This is a genomic window from Flavobacterium quisquiliarum, assembly GCF_019308285.1.
Taxonomy (GTDB): domain Bacteria; phylum Bacteroidota; class Bacteroidia; order Flavobacteriales; family Flavobacteriaceae; genus Flavobacterium; species Flavobacterium quisquiliarum.
Window position 1 is genome coordinate 42643 of record NZ_WWEM01000017.1, and the last position, 13593, is coordinate 56235.

A 13593-nucleotide genomic window follows, 5' to 3' on the forward strand; every position below is an offset into this window, starting at 1 on the left:
TAATATTGGGACGGTCGAAGGTTCGAATCCTTCTGCGTTCGCCAAAACCACTCAATTGAGTGGCTTTTTCTTTTGGAACACTGAATAAATTCGCTAATAATTTTAGAAACTTTATCAGAATAGAAAAGTATCTTTGCAACCTGCGATTTACGACCTTCTTCTTTTCGCAGCAATTATTTCAATAGCCTGATAATGTCACAAAAAAACAAATCTATTTATACGCTTCAGTTCATTTTACTTTGCCTGAGTTCTCTGTTATTCTCATCAAGTTTTAATATGATTATTCCAGAACTGCCAAGTTATTTAACGAGTTTAGGAGGAGCCGAGTATAAAGGACTTATTATCTCGCTTTTTACGCTTACCGCAGGAATCTCAAGACCTTTTAGTGGAAAATTGACTGATAAATGGGGACGTGTTCCTGTAATGGCTGTAGGTTCTGTAGTATGTTTAATCTGCGGATTTTTATATCCAGTTTTAAGTTCAGTTTCAGGTTTTCTGTTTTTACGATTGGTACATGGTTTTTCCACAGGATTTAAACCTACGGCGACTTCTGCTTATGTGGCAGATATTATTCCGCAGGAACGTTGGGGAGAAGCTTTAGGAATGCATGGATTGTGTTTTAGTATCGGTGGAGCTTTAGGACCAGCTTTAGGTGGATGGGTTGTAAATGCCTATGGAATCGATGTAATGTTTTACAGTTCTTCGTTTCTAGCTTTTTTATCTATCGTAATTGTGGCTAATATGAAAGAGACTTTAGAAGCAAAAGAAAAACTACACAAATCAATGTTTTTTATTGGAAAAAAAGATATTATTGACCGTGGAGCACTTCCAGCAGGAATTATAACTTTCTTTTCTTATACCGCTTTCGGATTGATATTGACTTTAATTCCAGATTGGAGCCAGCATTTGGGAGCAGCTAATAAAGGAATCTTTTTTACTGCTTTTACTGTAGCATCTGTTATGATGAGGTTTGGAGCAGGAAAAGTTTCTGATAGATACGGAAGAACGAATGTTATTCTCGTTGGATTGATTATAACGTCTATCGCATTATTTGTCATAAGCGAAGGAACGACAGTCAATATGCTTTTAACGGGCGCAGCCGTTTACGGAATGGGAACAGGAATTTTGTCTCCGGCAATAAATGCATGGACTATTGATTTAAGTGACCCGCAGCACCGTGGAAAAGCAATTGCGACAATGTACATCTCGATGGAAATCGGAATTGGATGCGGGGCTTTATTGGGAGGAAGTTATTACAGTGATATTATAGAACGTATTCCTCAAATTTTTAAAATTGATATTCTCTTGTTTGTAATGGGAATTTTTTATCTTTTGTATTGGAAAAAAGAAAACCGCAGGAAAAAGAATATAGAAATTATATAAAAATCGACATCTAATTCGAATATTTCAATTCGGTTTAAATGCGTACATTAGTATAAAAGCTAAAATTAATCCCATTTTATACTGGAAAAATGTACGTAAAAAGTCTATTATTTTGTTTCCTTTTCTTTTCAATTCAAGCCTATTCTCAACTTTTAGAACACGATAAAGATTTTCGTGCTGCAGATTCACTTTTAAAAGAACATAGTTTTTCTGTTCATAGAGATAATTATTTTCTAACGGGAGTACCACTAAATGAACCCATCACTAGAAATTCTGCTGATGTAAAATATCAGATCAGTTTCAAACAGCGTTTAACAGGAAAGCCTTGGGTTGGCGGATTCTTCCCGTATTTAATGTACACTCAGAAAGCTTTTTGGGATATTTACGCCAGTTCAAAACCATTCTCTGAAATCAATTTTAATCCAGGAGTAGCCATTGTTCGCCCGTTTTACATAAAAGGAGGCAGGCTGACTTATGGAACTATTTCATTTGAACACGAATCAAACGGAAGAGATTCTATTTATTCAAGAACTTGGAATATGCTCGCATTTTCATTAAAATCACAAATTTCGCCAAGATGGACGGTAGGAATACGAGGCTGGATTCCTTTTGTAGATAAAGATGACAATCCGGGATTGACTAAATATGTTGGTTATGGAGAAGCAAGCGCCACTTATCAAATAAAACCCGGAAGATGGAGTGCCGATGTGCTTTTTAGAAAAGGAAGCGGTCTTCTCAATTATGGATCATTGCAGACACAAGTCAATTGGAAACCATATAAAAACGAAAACTATTACCTCACTTTACAATGGTTTGTAGGATATACAGAAAGTTTAATTGATTATCAGGAACACAAAAGTATGCTCAGAATAGGATTTACAATTAAGCCGGAAAACATGGGGATTTTTTAAACAGGTTCTATAAATTATATTTTCTTTGCTAACAACTTCTAATCTAACCCATACGTTGTGTGATATAGTTAAAAAGACCTCTATTCGAGATGGAGTTAGTTTAATTATGAGCCACAGCTTTAATCGTTTTAAGCTGATCAAAGCATTTAGAATGTATTGCAGAACCTTCTTCATACTCTTCTAAAGTCATACCATATAAATAAGGGATATTTGATAAAGCTGTCTGATTTATCGCTGTAATTTTAAATTGCTCTTTAATAGATTTGGTTTTTTGTTTCTGTTTTTTATCGTTTTTGTTTTGGTCCGTCATAATTGCTATGTTTAAATGAAAAGAATTTTTGTATAACCTTACTTTAAGAAGTTAGAAGTTTAATTCTTTCAATAGCCTCTTTATTTTCATAAGCTACTTCTACTAACGCCAATAAGATATCATTTCGTACAATAGTTTTGTTTCTCACGTTTCTAATTAAAGCTTTGCTCGGAGCAGGTTGCCCTTTTTTGATAATACAGGAAATAGTGAGCTCAACATAGGTTACAGGTAAATGCTTGTTAATAAATTCATAAGCTTTTTCATTGTGAGAATTATCTTCTTTAAAATTGCTATTTTTGATTAATTTTGACATATATTTGCTAATTATTAATTGGTGTTTTTATAAAAGGGTAAAAGTAGGAATAATATTATATTATTTATCCTTTTTAATGTTAAAAAATATATTTTGACTATATTTTTTTTTGATTTTAAATAATGATGTATAACGAGAAATTAAGCAGATTCTTTAAGGCTAAAGGATTAAAGCAAAAAGAGGTGGGGGAAATTTTAGGATTCAGCCCGGCAATGATTGGGAGATATTTACATGGCACGGCTAATATTGGCTCTGAATTTATTCTTAGTTTAAGTAAAAACTTTCCCGATGTAGATTTAAATGATCTTTTTGCACCAGAAGATGGGCAAAACATGGTTAATGAAACAGGAGCAGTTTATGAAAAGCAAAATATGCTGAATGACTTAGAAGAAATCGAAGGGCGTATTCATAATATTAGACTGCGGCTGGCAGAGAAAAAATTTGAGGAATAGTTCTAAATAGTTTTCCGAAAAATATCTAACACTTACAGATTTTAACCAAAAGATTTAAAAAACCACTCATAAAGAGTGGTTTTTTTATGAATTAAAAGCGTATGTTTAAGTAGTTGTATTGTAATTGGTTAAGTTTTTTTTTATTAAATTTGATAGAACAATTTCTAGCCAACAACCACATGGAAAAATTAAAACGACCGGTTTATGTTAAACCAGGAACTGATGATTTTTTTAAAAAGATGCGTTTAGAAGTGAATGAAACGGTCTTAAATAATTCATCATTGTATCGATTAAACGTTGTCAAGTCTTTAGGGCTTTTAGCCGTTTTCTTTTTATGCTACGGCTGTACTTTAATTTTTGGAAACCTGACTCCTTTACTTTTTCTCTTTTACATTTTGTCTGGAATTACAATGATTGTTTTATTTATCAATGCTTTTCATGATGCTGCGCATGGAGCTTTGTTCAAGAAACCAAAGCATAATGAATGGTTTTTGTATGTTTTAGAGTTATTTGGCAGTAATCACTGGCTTTGGATGCGTCGTCATATTGGTCTACATCACGCATACCCAAATGTTCCCGATTGGGATATTGATATTAAACAGAGCGATATCATTCGAATATTTCCCAACAGTCCATTATTTAATTATCATAAATATCAGCATATTTATATGTGGTTTATTTATCCGCTTTATAGTTTGAACTGGATTTATATCAGGGACTTTAAAGATTTTTTTGGTACTAAAAATAATTATGTCAAAAAAATAGTAGAGAAGATTCCGAAAGAAGAAGTTTATCGTTTGTTTGCAGCCAAAATTATCAATTTGATTTATATCCTTTTTATCCCGATGATGCTTCTAAATCAGCCTTGGTATATAGTGTTTTTTGCGTGGCTTTCCATGCACATGTGTGGCAGTGCGCTAGGAGTTGTCGCTTTGGTTTCGACTCATGTAGACGAAGATGCTCATTTTCCAAATACTGATGAAGAAGGAAATCTTTCAGATACATGGGCTGTACATCAAATGGTCGTAACCAAAGATTTTAGTACAGAGAGTAAATTGGCGAATTTTTTATACGGCGGATTTACACATCACGTAGCACATCATCTTTTTCCGGGTGTCGGGCATACTTATTATCCTTATATCACGCCCATTATAAGGCGTTATGCTGAAGAGTACAATTTGCCTTACACGTCTTATCCTTTTTATCATGCCGTGCGTTCGCATTTTAGAATGCTGAAGAATAAAGGTGTAAAAGAAAACATTTTAATGGTAGGAGAAATCTAAAAAACGGTTTTATAACCGCTTTTTTAGTTATGAGTTATGAGTTATGAGTTATGAGTTATGAGTTATGAGTTATGAGTTATGAGTTATGAGTTTTTGCGTCTAACCCCTAACCCCTAACTCTTAACGTATAACCCTTAACGTCTAACCCATTACACTTAACTCTTAACTTTCACATTCTCCTTCTTAATATTTAAATCTTTCAATAAATTGTCTTTGATTTCAATATCAAAATTATCTTCTTTGAAAATGGTAAGTTTTGATTCGGCGAATTTGTAAACATTTATTTTATTGTTTTTCACATCAATATAAAGGTCATACGAATAAGTACTGCAGTCATGCTGTTTACAGCCCCAAGCGTGAAGTATGTTTTCTTGTTTTTCAAAAGGTGTTTCAGTATTCCAGTATTTTACCATTTGGTCGTAATCAGCACCCATTAATTTTTTCAATCTTGGAGCCAGATTGCTTTTGGTTAAAAACTGAGTTCCAATAACACTTTTATCGACTAAAGTATACAGAGAATCTGTTGGATTTATAACAGAACTATCTGTTTTTAAAGCTTCTGTTTTTATAGAAGTTGAATCTGTTGTAGGAACGCTTTTTATAATTTCCTTTTTGCAGGATATAAATAGAATACTGCTCAATAAGACTATAGAAATGTACTTGGTGCTGCAATTCATAATAACTGATTTTAGAATTAATAATAGAATTTATAAAGTCATAAGGGGCTGATTTTTATAAAGATATTAAAATAATATTTCTTTTGAAAGTAAATTAAGACGTTTATAATCTCTCAAAAATTGAATTTTAGATTTTAAGAAGAAGTGATAAGCGATGCAGATTTGAGTTTTTTTGCTTAACTTCAATTTTTAAAATTATCAAGCAATGAAGTGTTTTTCAAAATTAATATTAGGTTTTCTATTTTGTGTTTCATCTTTACAAGCGCAGCATGAAGCCTATGAAAACGAGCAAGATTCAAAGATTTCAGACACCACTTTTGTAAATCTGAGAGATTACAGCAACAATTTTATTTATGATATGAAGTATGCAACCGAGGATAATTTTTTGAAAGCAAAAGTATACGATTGTGCCGAATGTATGCTGCGTTTAAAAACTGTAAAAGCCTTAATTGCAGCCAATAATGAGTTTTTGAAAAAAGGATATAGAATCAAATTGTTTGACTGTTACAGACCGCTGGATATTCAGAAAAAAATGTGGGAGATTGTATCGAATCCAGAATATGTGGCTGATCCAAAAAAAGGCTCCATCCATAACAGAGGAGGAGCCGTAGATATTTCTTTGGTTGATATAAATGGTAAAGAAGTCGATATGGGAACTTCTTTTGATTTTTTTGGAATTCAGGCCAGTCATAATTTTAAACAGCTTTCAAAAGAAATTCTTTCCAAAAGAACTTACTTGAAAAAAGTTATGATTAAGAATGGCTTTAACTCATTCGACTCTGAATGGTGGCATTATAATTTAAAAGCGGGTTTAAAAGACAAAGTCGCCAATCAGAAATGGAAATGCGATTAATTACTCAACGCATCTGATGTTTTCCATGAAATAGGTGTTTGGATTGGTAACCTTTCCTGTAAGTTCAGATTTTAATTCTCTTTTTACGATATAGTCTTCTATATTGGTAAGATATTTTATTCTCATAATAGAGATTGGAGACTTTTTAAGTTCTTCATAATTATCTTTCATAAACATGAAAATTCCTGTATTCACACGGTTGTCATAACCTTTATCATCACGTACCAGCGTCCCGCAGCTCTCTTGGTCGATGTGCATTAAGGTTACTATTTTTCCGTTTTCTAACTGTAAAAAGATTTTTGAATTTTTATCAAAACAATTTGCCTTAATAAAATCTTTGCTTTTTTGAATAGATTGCAAATTTAGCGTTGGCAAACCGTCAGTTTGAGCAAGAGAGAAAAAAATGTAGTTAAAGCTTCCTCCAAAATATTTCTCACTCATTAAGTACTCGTTTGTTACTTTATAAGATCCGATAGAGTCATTTACATTTACACTGTATTCACATGGTTTTTGTGCAAATGCGGTAATCGTTAATAAAAAAAGAGTTAGTGTAAATAGTTGTTTCATTGTTTAGATTATTTTGCTGCAAATTAAAACTATTTTGTTATCTTTTACATCGGTTGTAAAAAAACAATACAAATTTCCACCATTTTTTATTTTCCACTTTTTTCTAATGTTTTCTACTGTCTCTGGAAAATTACGAGTTGTAATATTGGCCTGCTGATTTACAAGCTCATTTTTCATCTCATTTTTGTTATATGAAATGACTTTTTGAACCTCAAATCTACGTCCTGGGAAATCAATTAAATTTTCAGAAGTATATAAATGGGAATGTTTGTGCAATTTGTTAATTTGAAATATAGTACTGATTTCATCAAAACCTCCTGATTTCATTATAGCCGAATTGGGTTCGTAAATATATTTCAGTGGTAAACCGTATGAAGGATATAGTATTTCTCCCAAAACAAAATCAAAAGTCTCGGTTTTATCTTTTAAAAGATTAGCTGTTTTTATCGTTATTTCGCCCAAATAATTTTTATGAATTTCAAAAAGCAATTCTTTTACTTCATTTTCAAGAGCAATAATATGAATGTTTTTGACATTTTTAAGTTCCGATAATCCAGCAGAAATATCTAATAATGGAGCTGTTTTGATTAAAATCGAATCAGCTTTTTCGAAATAAAAATCCAATAATTCAGGTACATTGGGCAGACAGTCTTTCAGCATAAAAACTTTGCCTTTTGCATCATTTCTTCGTGAAGGATCAATATAAATCCAATCGTATTTCTGATTTGATTCTTCTAATAAATGAATGGAATCTCCAGAATGAAAAGTACAATTTTCGACTTGCAGTTGTTGAAAATTGTGTTTTACTATTTCAGATAAATCCTCATTGATTTCACAATGTGTAATGGATTCAAATTTCTTAGAAAAATAATAATCATCAACACCAAATCCTCCAGTAAGATCAATTAAAGTTTTGCCGGAAATTAAGTTTGTTTTATAAGCGGCTGTTTTTTCTGAAGAAGTCTGTTCAACCGAAACTTTACTCGGATAAATTATATTTTGTGCCGAAAACCAAGTTGGAAGTTTGTCTTTTGCTTTTGTTCGTGCTTCAATTTGATTTAAAATTGAAATCCAATCCATTTCTGGAAAGGGGTTTTTCTGAAGCGCTAATTTTGTTAAATCTGCACTCGTGTTCTGAATGATAAATTCTTGAATATCGGAGTGCAAAATAGGATTGTTCAAAGCTAAATTCTTTCGGTTAATACGGAGACAATTTTATTGTTAGGAAAAAATTCTTTTAAAATTACTTTAATCATTGTAAAAGCAGGAACTGCGATAATCATACCGACAATTCCAAAAGTAATACCGCTGATCAAGATGATTAAGAATATTTCTAACGGGTGCGAATTTACACTTTTTGATGAAATTATCGGCTGACTGACATTATTGTCAATTGCCTGAACCAATAAGAAACCTATAATTACATAAATAGTTTTTGGCAGAATTTCCGATTGAAAATCTTGTCCAATCATGCTGATCATAGTTAAAATTCCCGCTAAAGTTGTTCCGATAATTGGTCCTAAATAAGGAATTATATTTAGAATGGCACATAAAAAGGCAATTACAAAGGCGTTTTTATTTCCAAAAATCAGAAGTACAATTAAATAAAGAATGAATACAACAATAAGCTGCAATAATAAACCAATAAAGTATCGGGTTAAAAGATGATTTATTTTAGTAATAGAATTTAAAATTTTGTCTTCATTGGAGTCTGGAAGTACTCTTCTGGCTTGGTCTTTAAAAATATCCTGATCTTTTATAAAGAAGAAAGTGATAAAAAAAACAGATACCAGTCCCATTCCCATATCGGCCATAAAGTTGATGATAGAATTGATAAATCCTGTAAAATAACTAAAGTCTAATACAGAAGTAAGTTTAGAGTCTTTTATGACTTTATTTAAATCGATATGCTGGATATTAAAATATTCTTCAAGATGTTTTTCTGTTTCCATGAACTGAGTTTGAAGATGCGCTGTATCCAAAAGAGACAAATTATTGGCCTGAGAGATAATCAAAGGAACAAACAAAAGGATAAAGCCTACAATGAGAAAAATAAAAAAGACAATCGTTGTCGAAGCGGCCATCGAATTACTGAATTTCAGTTTATTTTTTAAAAATAAGACTAACGGATTTGCAATGAGACATAGTATTAATGAAATACATAAATAAACAATAACAGTTTGAATTTCATATAAAAAATATAAAACGATACCAATTATTAAGATGGTAGCTAATGCTCTCAAAATTCCGTTCGAAATAGTTTTGGATGTGATCATGTTTAAAATTTAGACTATAAATATAGGAAAAAGCATTTTAAAATTTGAGTTTAAATAAAAAAAGCGAGACCTGTTAGATCTCGCTTTCCCTAATATTTTGTCAGCAATTATTGAGCAAATGAAGCTCTTGCACCTCCAGTTGTGAAGATTGCAGAAATTCTGCTTTTTTGTCCATTTGAGAACATGTACATAGCCGCATCATCCACATAATCCATGTAATTCATTGTCATTTCTACAGGTGTACCAGAACAAGTACTGTAGTGTGGGTATGCAGGAACTCCATAGTTTGCAGTATTATGAGTAGGAGTATCAGCAACAAGATCGCTTCCGCAAGTTGCATCTCCCCAGATATGACGTAAATTCATCCAGTGTCCTACTTCGTGTGTAGCAGTTCTTCCTAGGTTAAAAGGAGCGTTTGCAGATCCTGATAAACCAAAATAACGAGAATCGATTACAACTCCGTCTGTAGACGAAGCCCCACCAGGAAATTGCGCATAACCTAAGATACCGCCACCAATGTTGCAAGACCACATATTTAGTTTAGTTGTTGGAGAAGTAGGTGCAAGTCCGCCTTGAGCAGTTTTTTTCATGGCATCATTTGTTCCCCAAGAAGTTTTGGTTGTAGATTTTCTGATAACTTGATCTAAAACAAATGTAATACCGATGTTAGCTTTAACTCCTGAGAATAATGCAGGAACATTATTGTAGTCAGAGTTTAAGGCATTAAAATCTTTGTTTAAGACATCAATCTGTGATTGAATTTGTGCATTTGAAATGTTCTCTGCTGTAGTTCTGTAAAGAACGTTAACGACAACAGGAATTTCAATTTTGCCATTTACTAAACGGCCGGTAAAATTAGAAGGATTGTATTTGGCAGTAAATGCTTCAATTTCATTCATTCTAATAGCTAACATAGGATTTTCTTTTAATTGCGCCTCCAAAACTTCCTGAGTTGCACATCCTCTTCTGGAAGCAACAGTTGCATCTGCATTGCTAGATTCAGATTCTCCATTTTGACAGGCAAACAGCATTAAAGCTGCAAATGTGGTAATAATAACTTTTTTCATAATAATTTGGGTTTTTGTTATAAAAATGTTGATTAGTTAAACATTACGGCAATTTTATAACAAAATTAAATTACAGAAAAATTTTATAACAGTTATTTTGTGAGAAATTTTACAACCCCTTACAAATGCTGACTCTTACAAAAATGTGTCTAAAAATATTAATAAGATTTAACTTATTTTTTATTTTTTTTAATGTATTTTGTCGTGATTATTTGCATTTAATCGATTATTTAAACAAAAGAGATTAAAGCAAGATTCAAAATATTGCTTTAAAATAGACTTTAATAGTCTGATTTTTTATAAAGAAGTAAGTTCGTAAAGCGCAATACTTGCGGCTTGAACAACATTCATACTGCTGTTTTTACCAAACATATTAATATGAACAATTTGGTTGGAAATAGTTAAAAGTTCGTCGGAAATTCCGTTGATTTCGCTTCCAATTAAAAGGGCAATTTTTTTGTTTTCAGGAATTACAACTTCTTTTAGAGGTTTGCTGTTTGAAGTTATTTCTAAAGCAATTATTTCAAAACTATTTTCAGTTAAATAGGTTTGAAGTTCAGTATAATTTTCAATTAGGACATGAGGCACATGAAGATGCGTGCTTCGGGAAGTTTTGTTTATTTTACGAGGCGTCAGCGGAATATCTTTTCCAAAAAAGATAATATTTTCTACTCCAAAAGCTTCAGAAATTCGGAACAAAGAACCAATATTCTGCTGAAAGTAAATATGATCACAAACTAAAGTAATCGGAAAAGTTTTTCTTTCAAATTGATTTTCTTCGTGAGTAAGCTGCACTTTTTAAAGTTTAATTGGTAAAAATATAATTGATAATGTTGGCACCCATTTTTAGGGCTTTGTCTCTTACGTTTGCAGGATCGTTGTGTACTTCGGCATCTTCCCAGCCGTCGCCCAAATCGCATTCGTAGGTATAAAGAAGCACCAGTTTATTGTCTATGAAAATTCCAAATGCCTGCGGACGAGTTCCATCGTGTTCATGAATTTTTGGCAATCCGTTTGGAAAAGTAAATGGTTTCTGAAAAATAGGATGGGTGGCAGGAATTTCGACTAAACTATTATTTGGAAATATTTTCTTGATCTCTTTTCGAATAAACTGATCCATTCCATAATTATCATCAATATGCAGAAAACCGCCTGCAGTTAGATAATTTCTAAGATTAGTGACATCAGAATCGCTGAAAACGACATTTCCGTGTCCTGTCATGTGTACGAAAGGATAGGAGAATAAATCGGGATTGCTAGGTTCAACGGTCGAAGGTTTGTTTTTGATGCGGGTATAAATATTAGCATTGCAAAAACTGATTAAATTAGGCAGAGAAGTTGGATTGGCATACCAGTCACCGCCTCCGCTGTATTTAAGCAACGCAATTTCTTGTGAAAAAGAAGAGATTGAAATCAATAAAAATAACAAGAATATTTTTTTCATAATTATATGTTTTGTCATTTCGACGAAGGAGAAATCACACGAGAGATTTCTTATGGTATATCGCCAATCTTTGTAGAGTTACTAGTGTGATCTCTCGTTCCTCGAGATGACAACTAGTGCTATTGGATTTAGTAATGTTTTAATTAGAAACCTCATTAAAAAAAACAACACTATGACAGGCCACAACTGCTGCTGTTTCGGTTCTTAAGCGTGTATTCCCTAACATTACAGGTTTATAGTTGTTTTCTAGTGCCAATGCAATTTCTTTTTCAGAAAAATCGCCTTCTGGACCAATTAAAATTGTCACATTTTCATTCGGTTTTAAAACTTCTTTAAGTGATTTTTTATCGGTTTCTTCGCAGTGCGCAATCAACTGAAGGCCTTCGTTTTTTTGCTTAATAAATTCTTTGAACGAAATCGCTTCATTTAATTTCGGAAGAAAAGTTTCATTACATTGTTTCATCGCTGAAAGAATGATTTTTTCAAAACGATCTCTGTTGATTACTTTTCGCTCAGAACGATCACAAAAAATTGGCGTTATTTCTTGAATTCCAATTTCAGTTGCTTTTTCTAGAAACCATTCAAAACGATCATTCATTTTGGTTGGCGCAACAGCCAGATGAAGATGAAATTTAGGTTTTTCAGCATTGGTTATAGAAAGCACTTCAACAATACATTTATTATCTGAGGCCAAGGTAATCTGGGTTTCAAACAATAATCCAGATCCATTGGTAACATGAAGAATATCAGAATCTTTTTTACGGAGAACTTTTATAATATGACGGCTTTCTTCTTTATCAAAAGAAAAACTTTCGGTGGTTTCGTCTATATTCGGATTAAAAAATAATTGCATGATTAAAATTCAATTCTTGCTTTAGAAACCACAGAAGAAGTTTCAAAACGATTAGATAAGTATTTTTGGTATCCTACAATTCCAATCATTGCAGCATTATCGGTTGTATATTCAAATTTCGGAATAAAAGTTTTCCAGCCATATTTGCTTTCTGTTTCTTTCAATGTATTTCTAATTCCTGAATTGGCAGAAACACCACCTCCAATGGCAATTTGTGTAATTCCAGTTTCTTTTACGGCCAATTTAATTTTATCCATCAAAATTTCGATAATGGTATGTTGGATAGAAGCGCAGATATCGTTTAGGTTTTCTTCGATGAAATTAGGATTTTCCTGCTTATTTTTTTGAATGAAATATAAAATAGCCGTTTTAAGTCCAGAGAAACTAAAATCTAATCCTGGTACTTTCGGTTTTGTAAAAGCAAAGGCTTTTGGATTTCCTTCCTTAGCATATTTATCAATTAAAGGCCCGCCTGGATAAGGAAGTCCAAGAATTTTAGCGCTTTTGTCAAAAGCTTCACCTACAGCATCATCGGTAGTTTCTCCAATAATTTCCATATCAAAAAAGCTATTCACTTTCACAATCTGTGTATGTCCGCCGCTAATGGTTAAAGCTAAAAAAGGAAATTCAGGTTTATCATAGCCTTCTTCGTCAATAAAATGGGCTAAGATATGTGCATGCATGTGATTTACAGCTATTAACGGAATATTTAGCGCTAATGATAAAGATTTACTGAAAGAAGTCCCTACCAATAATGATCCCATTAAGCCTGGACCTTGTGTAAATGCAATTGCGCTTAACTGTTCTTTTTGTACATTTGCTTTACGAAGTGCAGCATCGATTACAGGTACAATATTCTGCTGATGTGCTCGCGAGGCCAATTCAGGAACAACACCTCCGTATTGGTTGTGAATTAATTGATTCGCTACAACATTTGACAATACTTTGTCGTTATGTAAAACCGCGGCAGCAGTATCATCGCATGAACTTTCGATGGCTAGAATAAAAACCTCTGGATTTTGCATATAAAGGCACAAATTTTGAATTATATTTGACAAACCAAAGGATTAAATTTCTTTGATTTAAGCAGTGCCCCAAAATTAAAGAATTTTTATCAAAAACAGCCGCTCTTTGTCTGTTCTAATAAATTTAAAAGAAAACTAAAATTAAAGAAGCTATCAAAAAAGTAAAGAAAATAATATCC

At 32.5% G+C, this 13593-nt stretch carries 16 protein-coding genes; 5 read left to right on the forward strand and 11 right to left on the reverse strand.

The window, feature by feature from the left end; translation table 11 throughout:
• The first annotated feature begins 192 nt into the window (after window positions 1-192).
• Entirely contained in the window at window positions 193-1383 is a 1191-nt protein-coding gene (locus tag GSY47_RS06555) for an MFS transporter (protein WP_179004916.1), read from the forward strand.
• Window positions 1384-1472: 89 nt separating this feature from the next.
• Entirely contained in the window at window positions 1473-2294 is an 822-nt protein-coding gene (locus GSY47_RS06560) for a phospholipase A (RefSeq protein WP_179004927.1), read from the forward strand.
• A 100-nt stretch (window positions 2295-2394) separates the two neighbouring features.
• On the opposite strand, the gene GSY47_RS06565 is transcribed toward GSY47_RS06560, so the two are convergent.
• Window positions 2395-2604, reverse strand: a complete 210-nt coding sequence (locus GSY47_RS06565; RefSeq protein ID WP_179004929.1) for a hypothetical protein — start codon at window positions 2602-2604, stop codon at window positions 2395-2397.
• Window positions 2605-2647: 43 nt separating this feature from the next.
• Window positions 2648-2917 carry a hypothetical protein gene (locus GSY47_RS06570; protein ID WP_179004930.1) on the reverse strand — a complete coding sequence of 90 codons (270 nt, stop codon included), beginning with the start codon at window positions 2915-2917 and terminating at the stop codon, window positions 2648-2650.
• A 122-nt stretch (window positions 2918-3039) separates the two neighbouring features.
• On the opposite strand from GSY47_RS06570, the gene GSY47_RS06575 reads away from it, so the two are divergent.
• Together GSY47_RS06575 and GSY47_RS06580 are read left to right on the forward strand one after the other, a co-directional pair.
• Window positions 3040-3369 carry a helix-turn-helix domain-containing protein gene (locus GSY47_RS06575; protein ID WP_179004931.1) on the forward strand — a complete coding sequence of 110 codons (330 nt, stop codon included), beginning with the start codon at window positions 3040-3042 and terminating at the stop codon, window positions 3367-3369.
• Between the two features lie 179 nt (window positions 3370-3548).
• A complete protein-coding gene (locus GSY47_RS06580; RefSeq protein ID WP_219071194.1) occupies window positions 3549-4652 on the forward strand; it encodes a fatty acid desaturase family protein in 1104 nt (367 codons plus the stop codon).
• Between the two features lie 155 nt (window positions 4653-4807).
• On the opposite strand, the gene GSY47_RS06585 is transcribed toward GSY47_RS06580, so the two are convergent.
• Window positions 4808-5329: a hypothetical protein gene (locus GSY47_RS06585; RefSeq protein ID WP_179004933.1), complete on the reverse strand. Its 522-nt coding sequence runs from the start codon at window positions 5327-5329 to the stop codon at window positions 4808-4810.
• A gap of 205 nt (window positions 5330-5534) precedes the next feature.
• Between GSY47_RS06585 and GSY47_RS06590 the strand changes: the two genes are divergently transcribed.
• Window positions 5535-6182 carry a M15 family metallopeptidase gene (locus GSY47_RS06590; protein WP_179004934.1) on the forward strand — a complete coding sequence of 216 codons (648 nt, stop codon included), beginning with the start codon at window positions 5535-5537 and terminating at the stop codon, window positions 6180-6182.
• On the opposite strand, the gene GSY47_RS06595 is transcribed toward GSY47_RS06590, so the two are convergent.
• The 8 genes from GSY47_RS06595 to tsaD form a co-directional block, all read right to left on the reverse strand.
• Complete coding sequence (locus GSY47_RS06595; RefSeq protein WP_179004935.1) at window positions 6183-6749, reverse strand: hypothetical protein; 567 nt, start codon at window positions 6747-6749, stop codon at window positions 6183-6185. It lies immediately after the preceding gene.
• Window positions 6750-6752: 3 nt separating this feature from the next.
• On the reverse strand, window positions 6753-7931 hold the full coding sequence (locus GSY47_RS06600; protein WP_179004936.1) for a class I SAM-dependent methyltransferase: 1179 nt from the start codon (window positions 7929-7931) through the stop codon (window positions 6753-6755).
• Window positions 7932-7933: 2 nt separating this feature from the next.
• Complete coding sequence (locus tag GSY47_RS06605) at window positions 7934-9025, reverse strand: AI-2E family transporter (RefSeq protein WP_179004937.1); 1092 nt, start codon at window positions 9023-9025, stop codon at window positions 7934-7936.
• Window positions 9026-9132: 107 nt separating this feature from the next.
• The gene (locus tag GSY47_RS06610; RefSeq protein ID WP_179004938.1) at window positions 9133-10092 is read right to left on the reverse strand and encodes a zinc metalloprotease; all 960 of its coding nucleotides are present in this window, start codon (window positions 10090-10092) and stop codon (window positions 9133-9135) included.
• Window positions 10093-10389: 297 nt separating this feature from the next.
• Window positions 10390-10887, reverse strand: a complete 498-nt coding sequence (locus tag GSY47_RS06615) for a TrmH family RNA methyltransferase (protein ID WP_179004939.1) — start codon at window positions 10885-10887, stop codon at window positions 10390-10392.
• 10 nt (window positions 10888-10897) lie between these two features.
• Window positions 10898-11536, reverse strand: a complete 639-nt coding sequence (locus tag GSY47_RS06620; protein WP_179004941.1) for a DUF4159 domain-containing protein — start codon at window positions 11534-11536, stop codon at window positions 10898-10900.
• Between the two features lie 139 nt (window positions 11537-11675).
• A complete protein-coding gene (locus tag GSY47_RS06625; protein ID WP_179004943.1) occupies window positions 11676-12389 on the reverse strand; it encodes a 16S rRNA (uracil(1498)-N(3))-methyltransferase in 714 nt (237 codons plus the stop codon).
• 2 nt (window positions 12390-12391) lie between these two features.
• Entirely contained in the window at window positions 12392-13414 is a 1023-nt protein-coding gene (gene tsaD, locus GSY47_RS06630; RefSeq protein WP_179004945.1) for a tRNA (adenosine(37)-N6)-threonylcarbamoyltransferase complex transferase subunit TsaD, read from the reverse strand.
• Between the last annotated feature and the right edge of the window lie 179 nt (window positions 13415-13593).

Bases quoted from the DNA above. Each gene is read 5' to 3' on its own strand.
- GSY47_RS06555 (WP_179004916.1), top strand. From the start codon at position 193: ATGTCACAAAAAAACAAATCTATTTATACGCTTCAGTTCATTTTACTT.
- GSY47_RS06560 (WP_179004927.1), top strand. From the start codon at position 1,473: ATGTACGTAAAAAGTCTATTATTTTGTTTCCTTTTCTTTTCAATTCAA.
- GSY47_RS06565 (WP_179004929.1), bottom strand. From the start codon at position 2,604: ATGACGGACCAAAACAAAAACGATAAAAAACAGAAACAAAAAACCAAA.
- GSY47_RS06570 (WP_179004930.1), bottom strand. From the start codon at position 2,917: ATGTCAAAATTAATCAAAAATAGCAATTTTAAAGAAGATAATTCTCAC.
- GSY47_RS06575 (WP_179004931.1), top strand. From the start codon at position 3,040: ATGATGTATAACGAGAAATTAAGCAGATTCTTTAAGGCTAAAGGATTA.
- GSY47_RS06580 (WP_219071194.1), top strand. From the start codon at position 3,549: ATGGAAAAATTAAAACGACCGGTTTATGTTAAACCAGGAACTGATGAT.
- GSY47_RS06585 (WP_179004933.1), bottom strand. From the start codon at position 5,329: ATGAATTGCAGCACCAAGTACATTTCTATAGTCTTATTGAGCAGTATT.
- GSY47_RS06590 (WP_179004934.1), top strand. From the start codon at position 5,535: ATGAAGTGTTTTTCAAAATTAATATTAGGTTTTCTATTTTGTGTTTCA.
- GSY47_RS06595 (WP_179004935.1), bottom strand. From the start codon at position 6,749: ATGAAACAACTATTTACACTAACTCTTTTTTTATTAACGATTACCGCA.
- GSY47_RS06605 (WP_179004937.1), bottom strand. From the start codon at position 9,025: ATGATCACATCCAAAACTATTTCGAACGGAATTTTGAGAGCATTAGCT.
- GSY47_RS06610 (WP_179004938.1), bottom strand. From the start codon at position 10,092: ATGAAAAAAGTTATTATTACCACATTTGCAGCTTTAATGCTGTTTGCC.
- GSY47_RS06620 (WP_179004941.1), bottom strand. From the start codon at position 11,536: ATGAAAAAAATATTCTTGTTATTTTTATTGATTTCAATCTCTTCTTTT.
- GSY47_RS06625 (WP_179004943.1), bottom strand. From the start codon at position 12,389: ATGCAATTATTTTTTAATCCGAATATAGACGAAACCACCGAAAGTTTT.
- tsaD (WP_179004945.1), bottom strand. From the start codon at position 13,414: ATGCAAAATCCAGAGGTTTTTATTCTAGCCATCGAAAGTTCATGCGAT.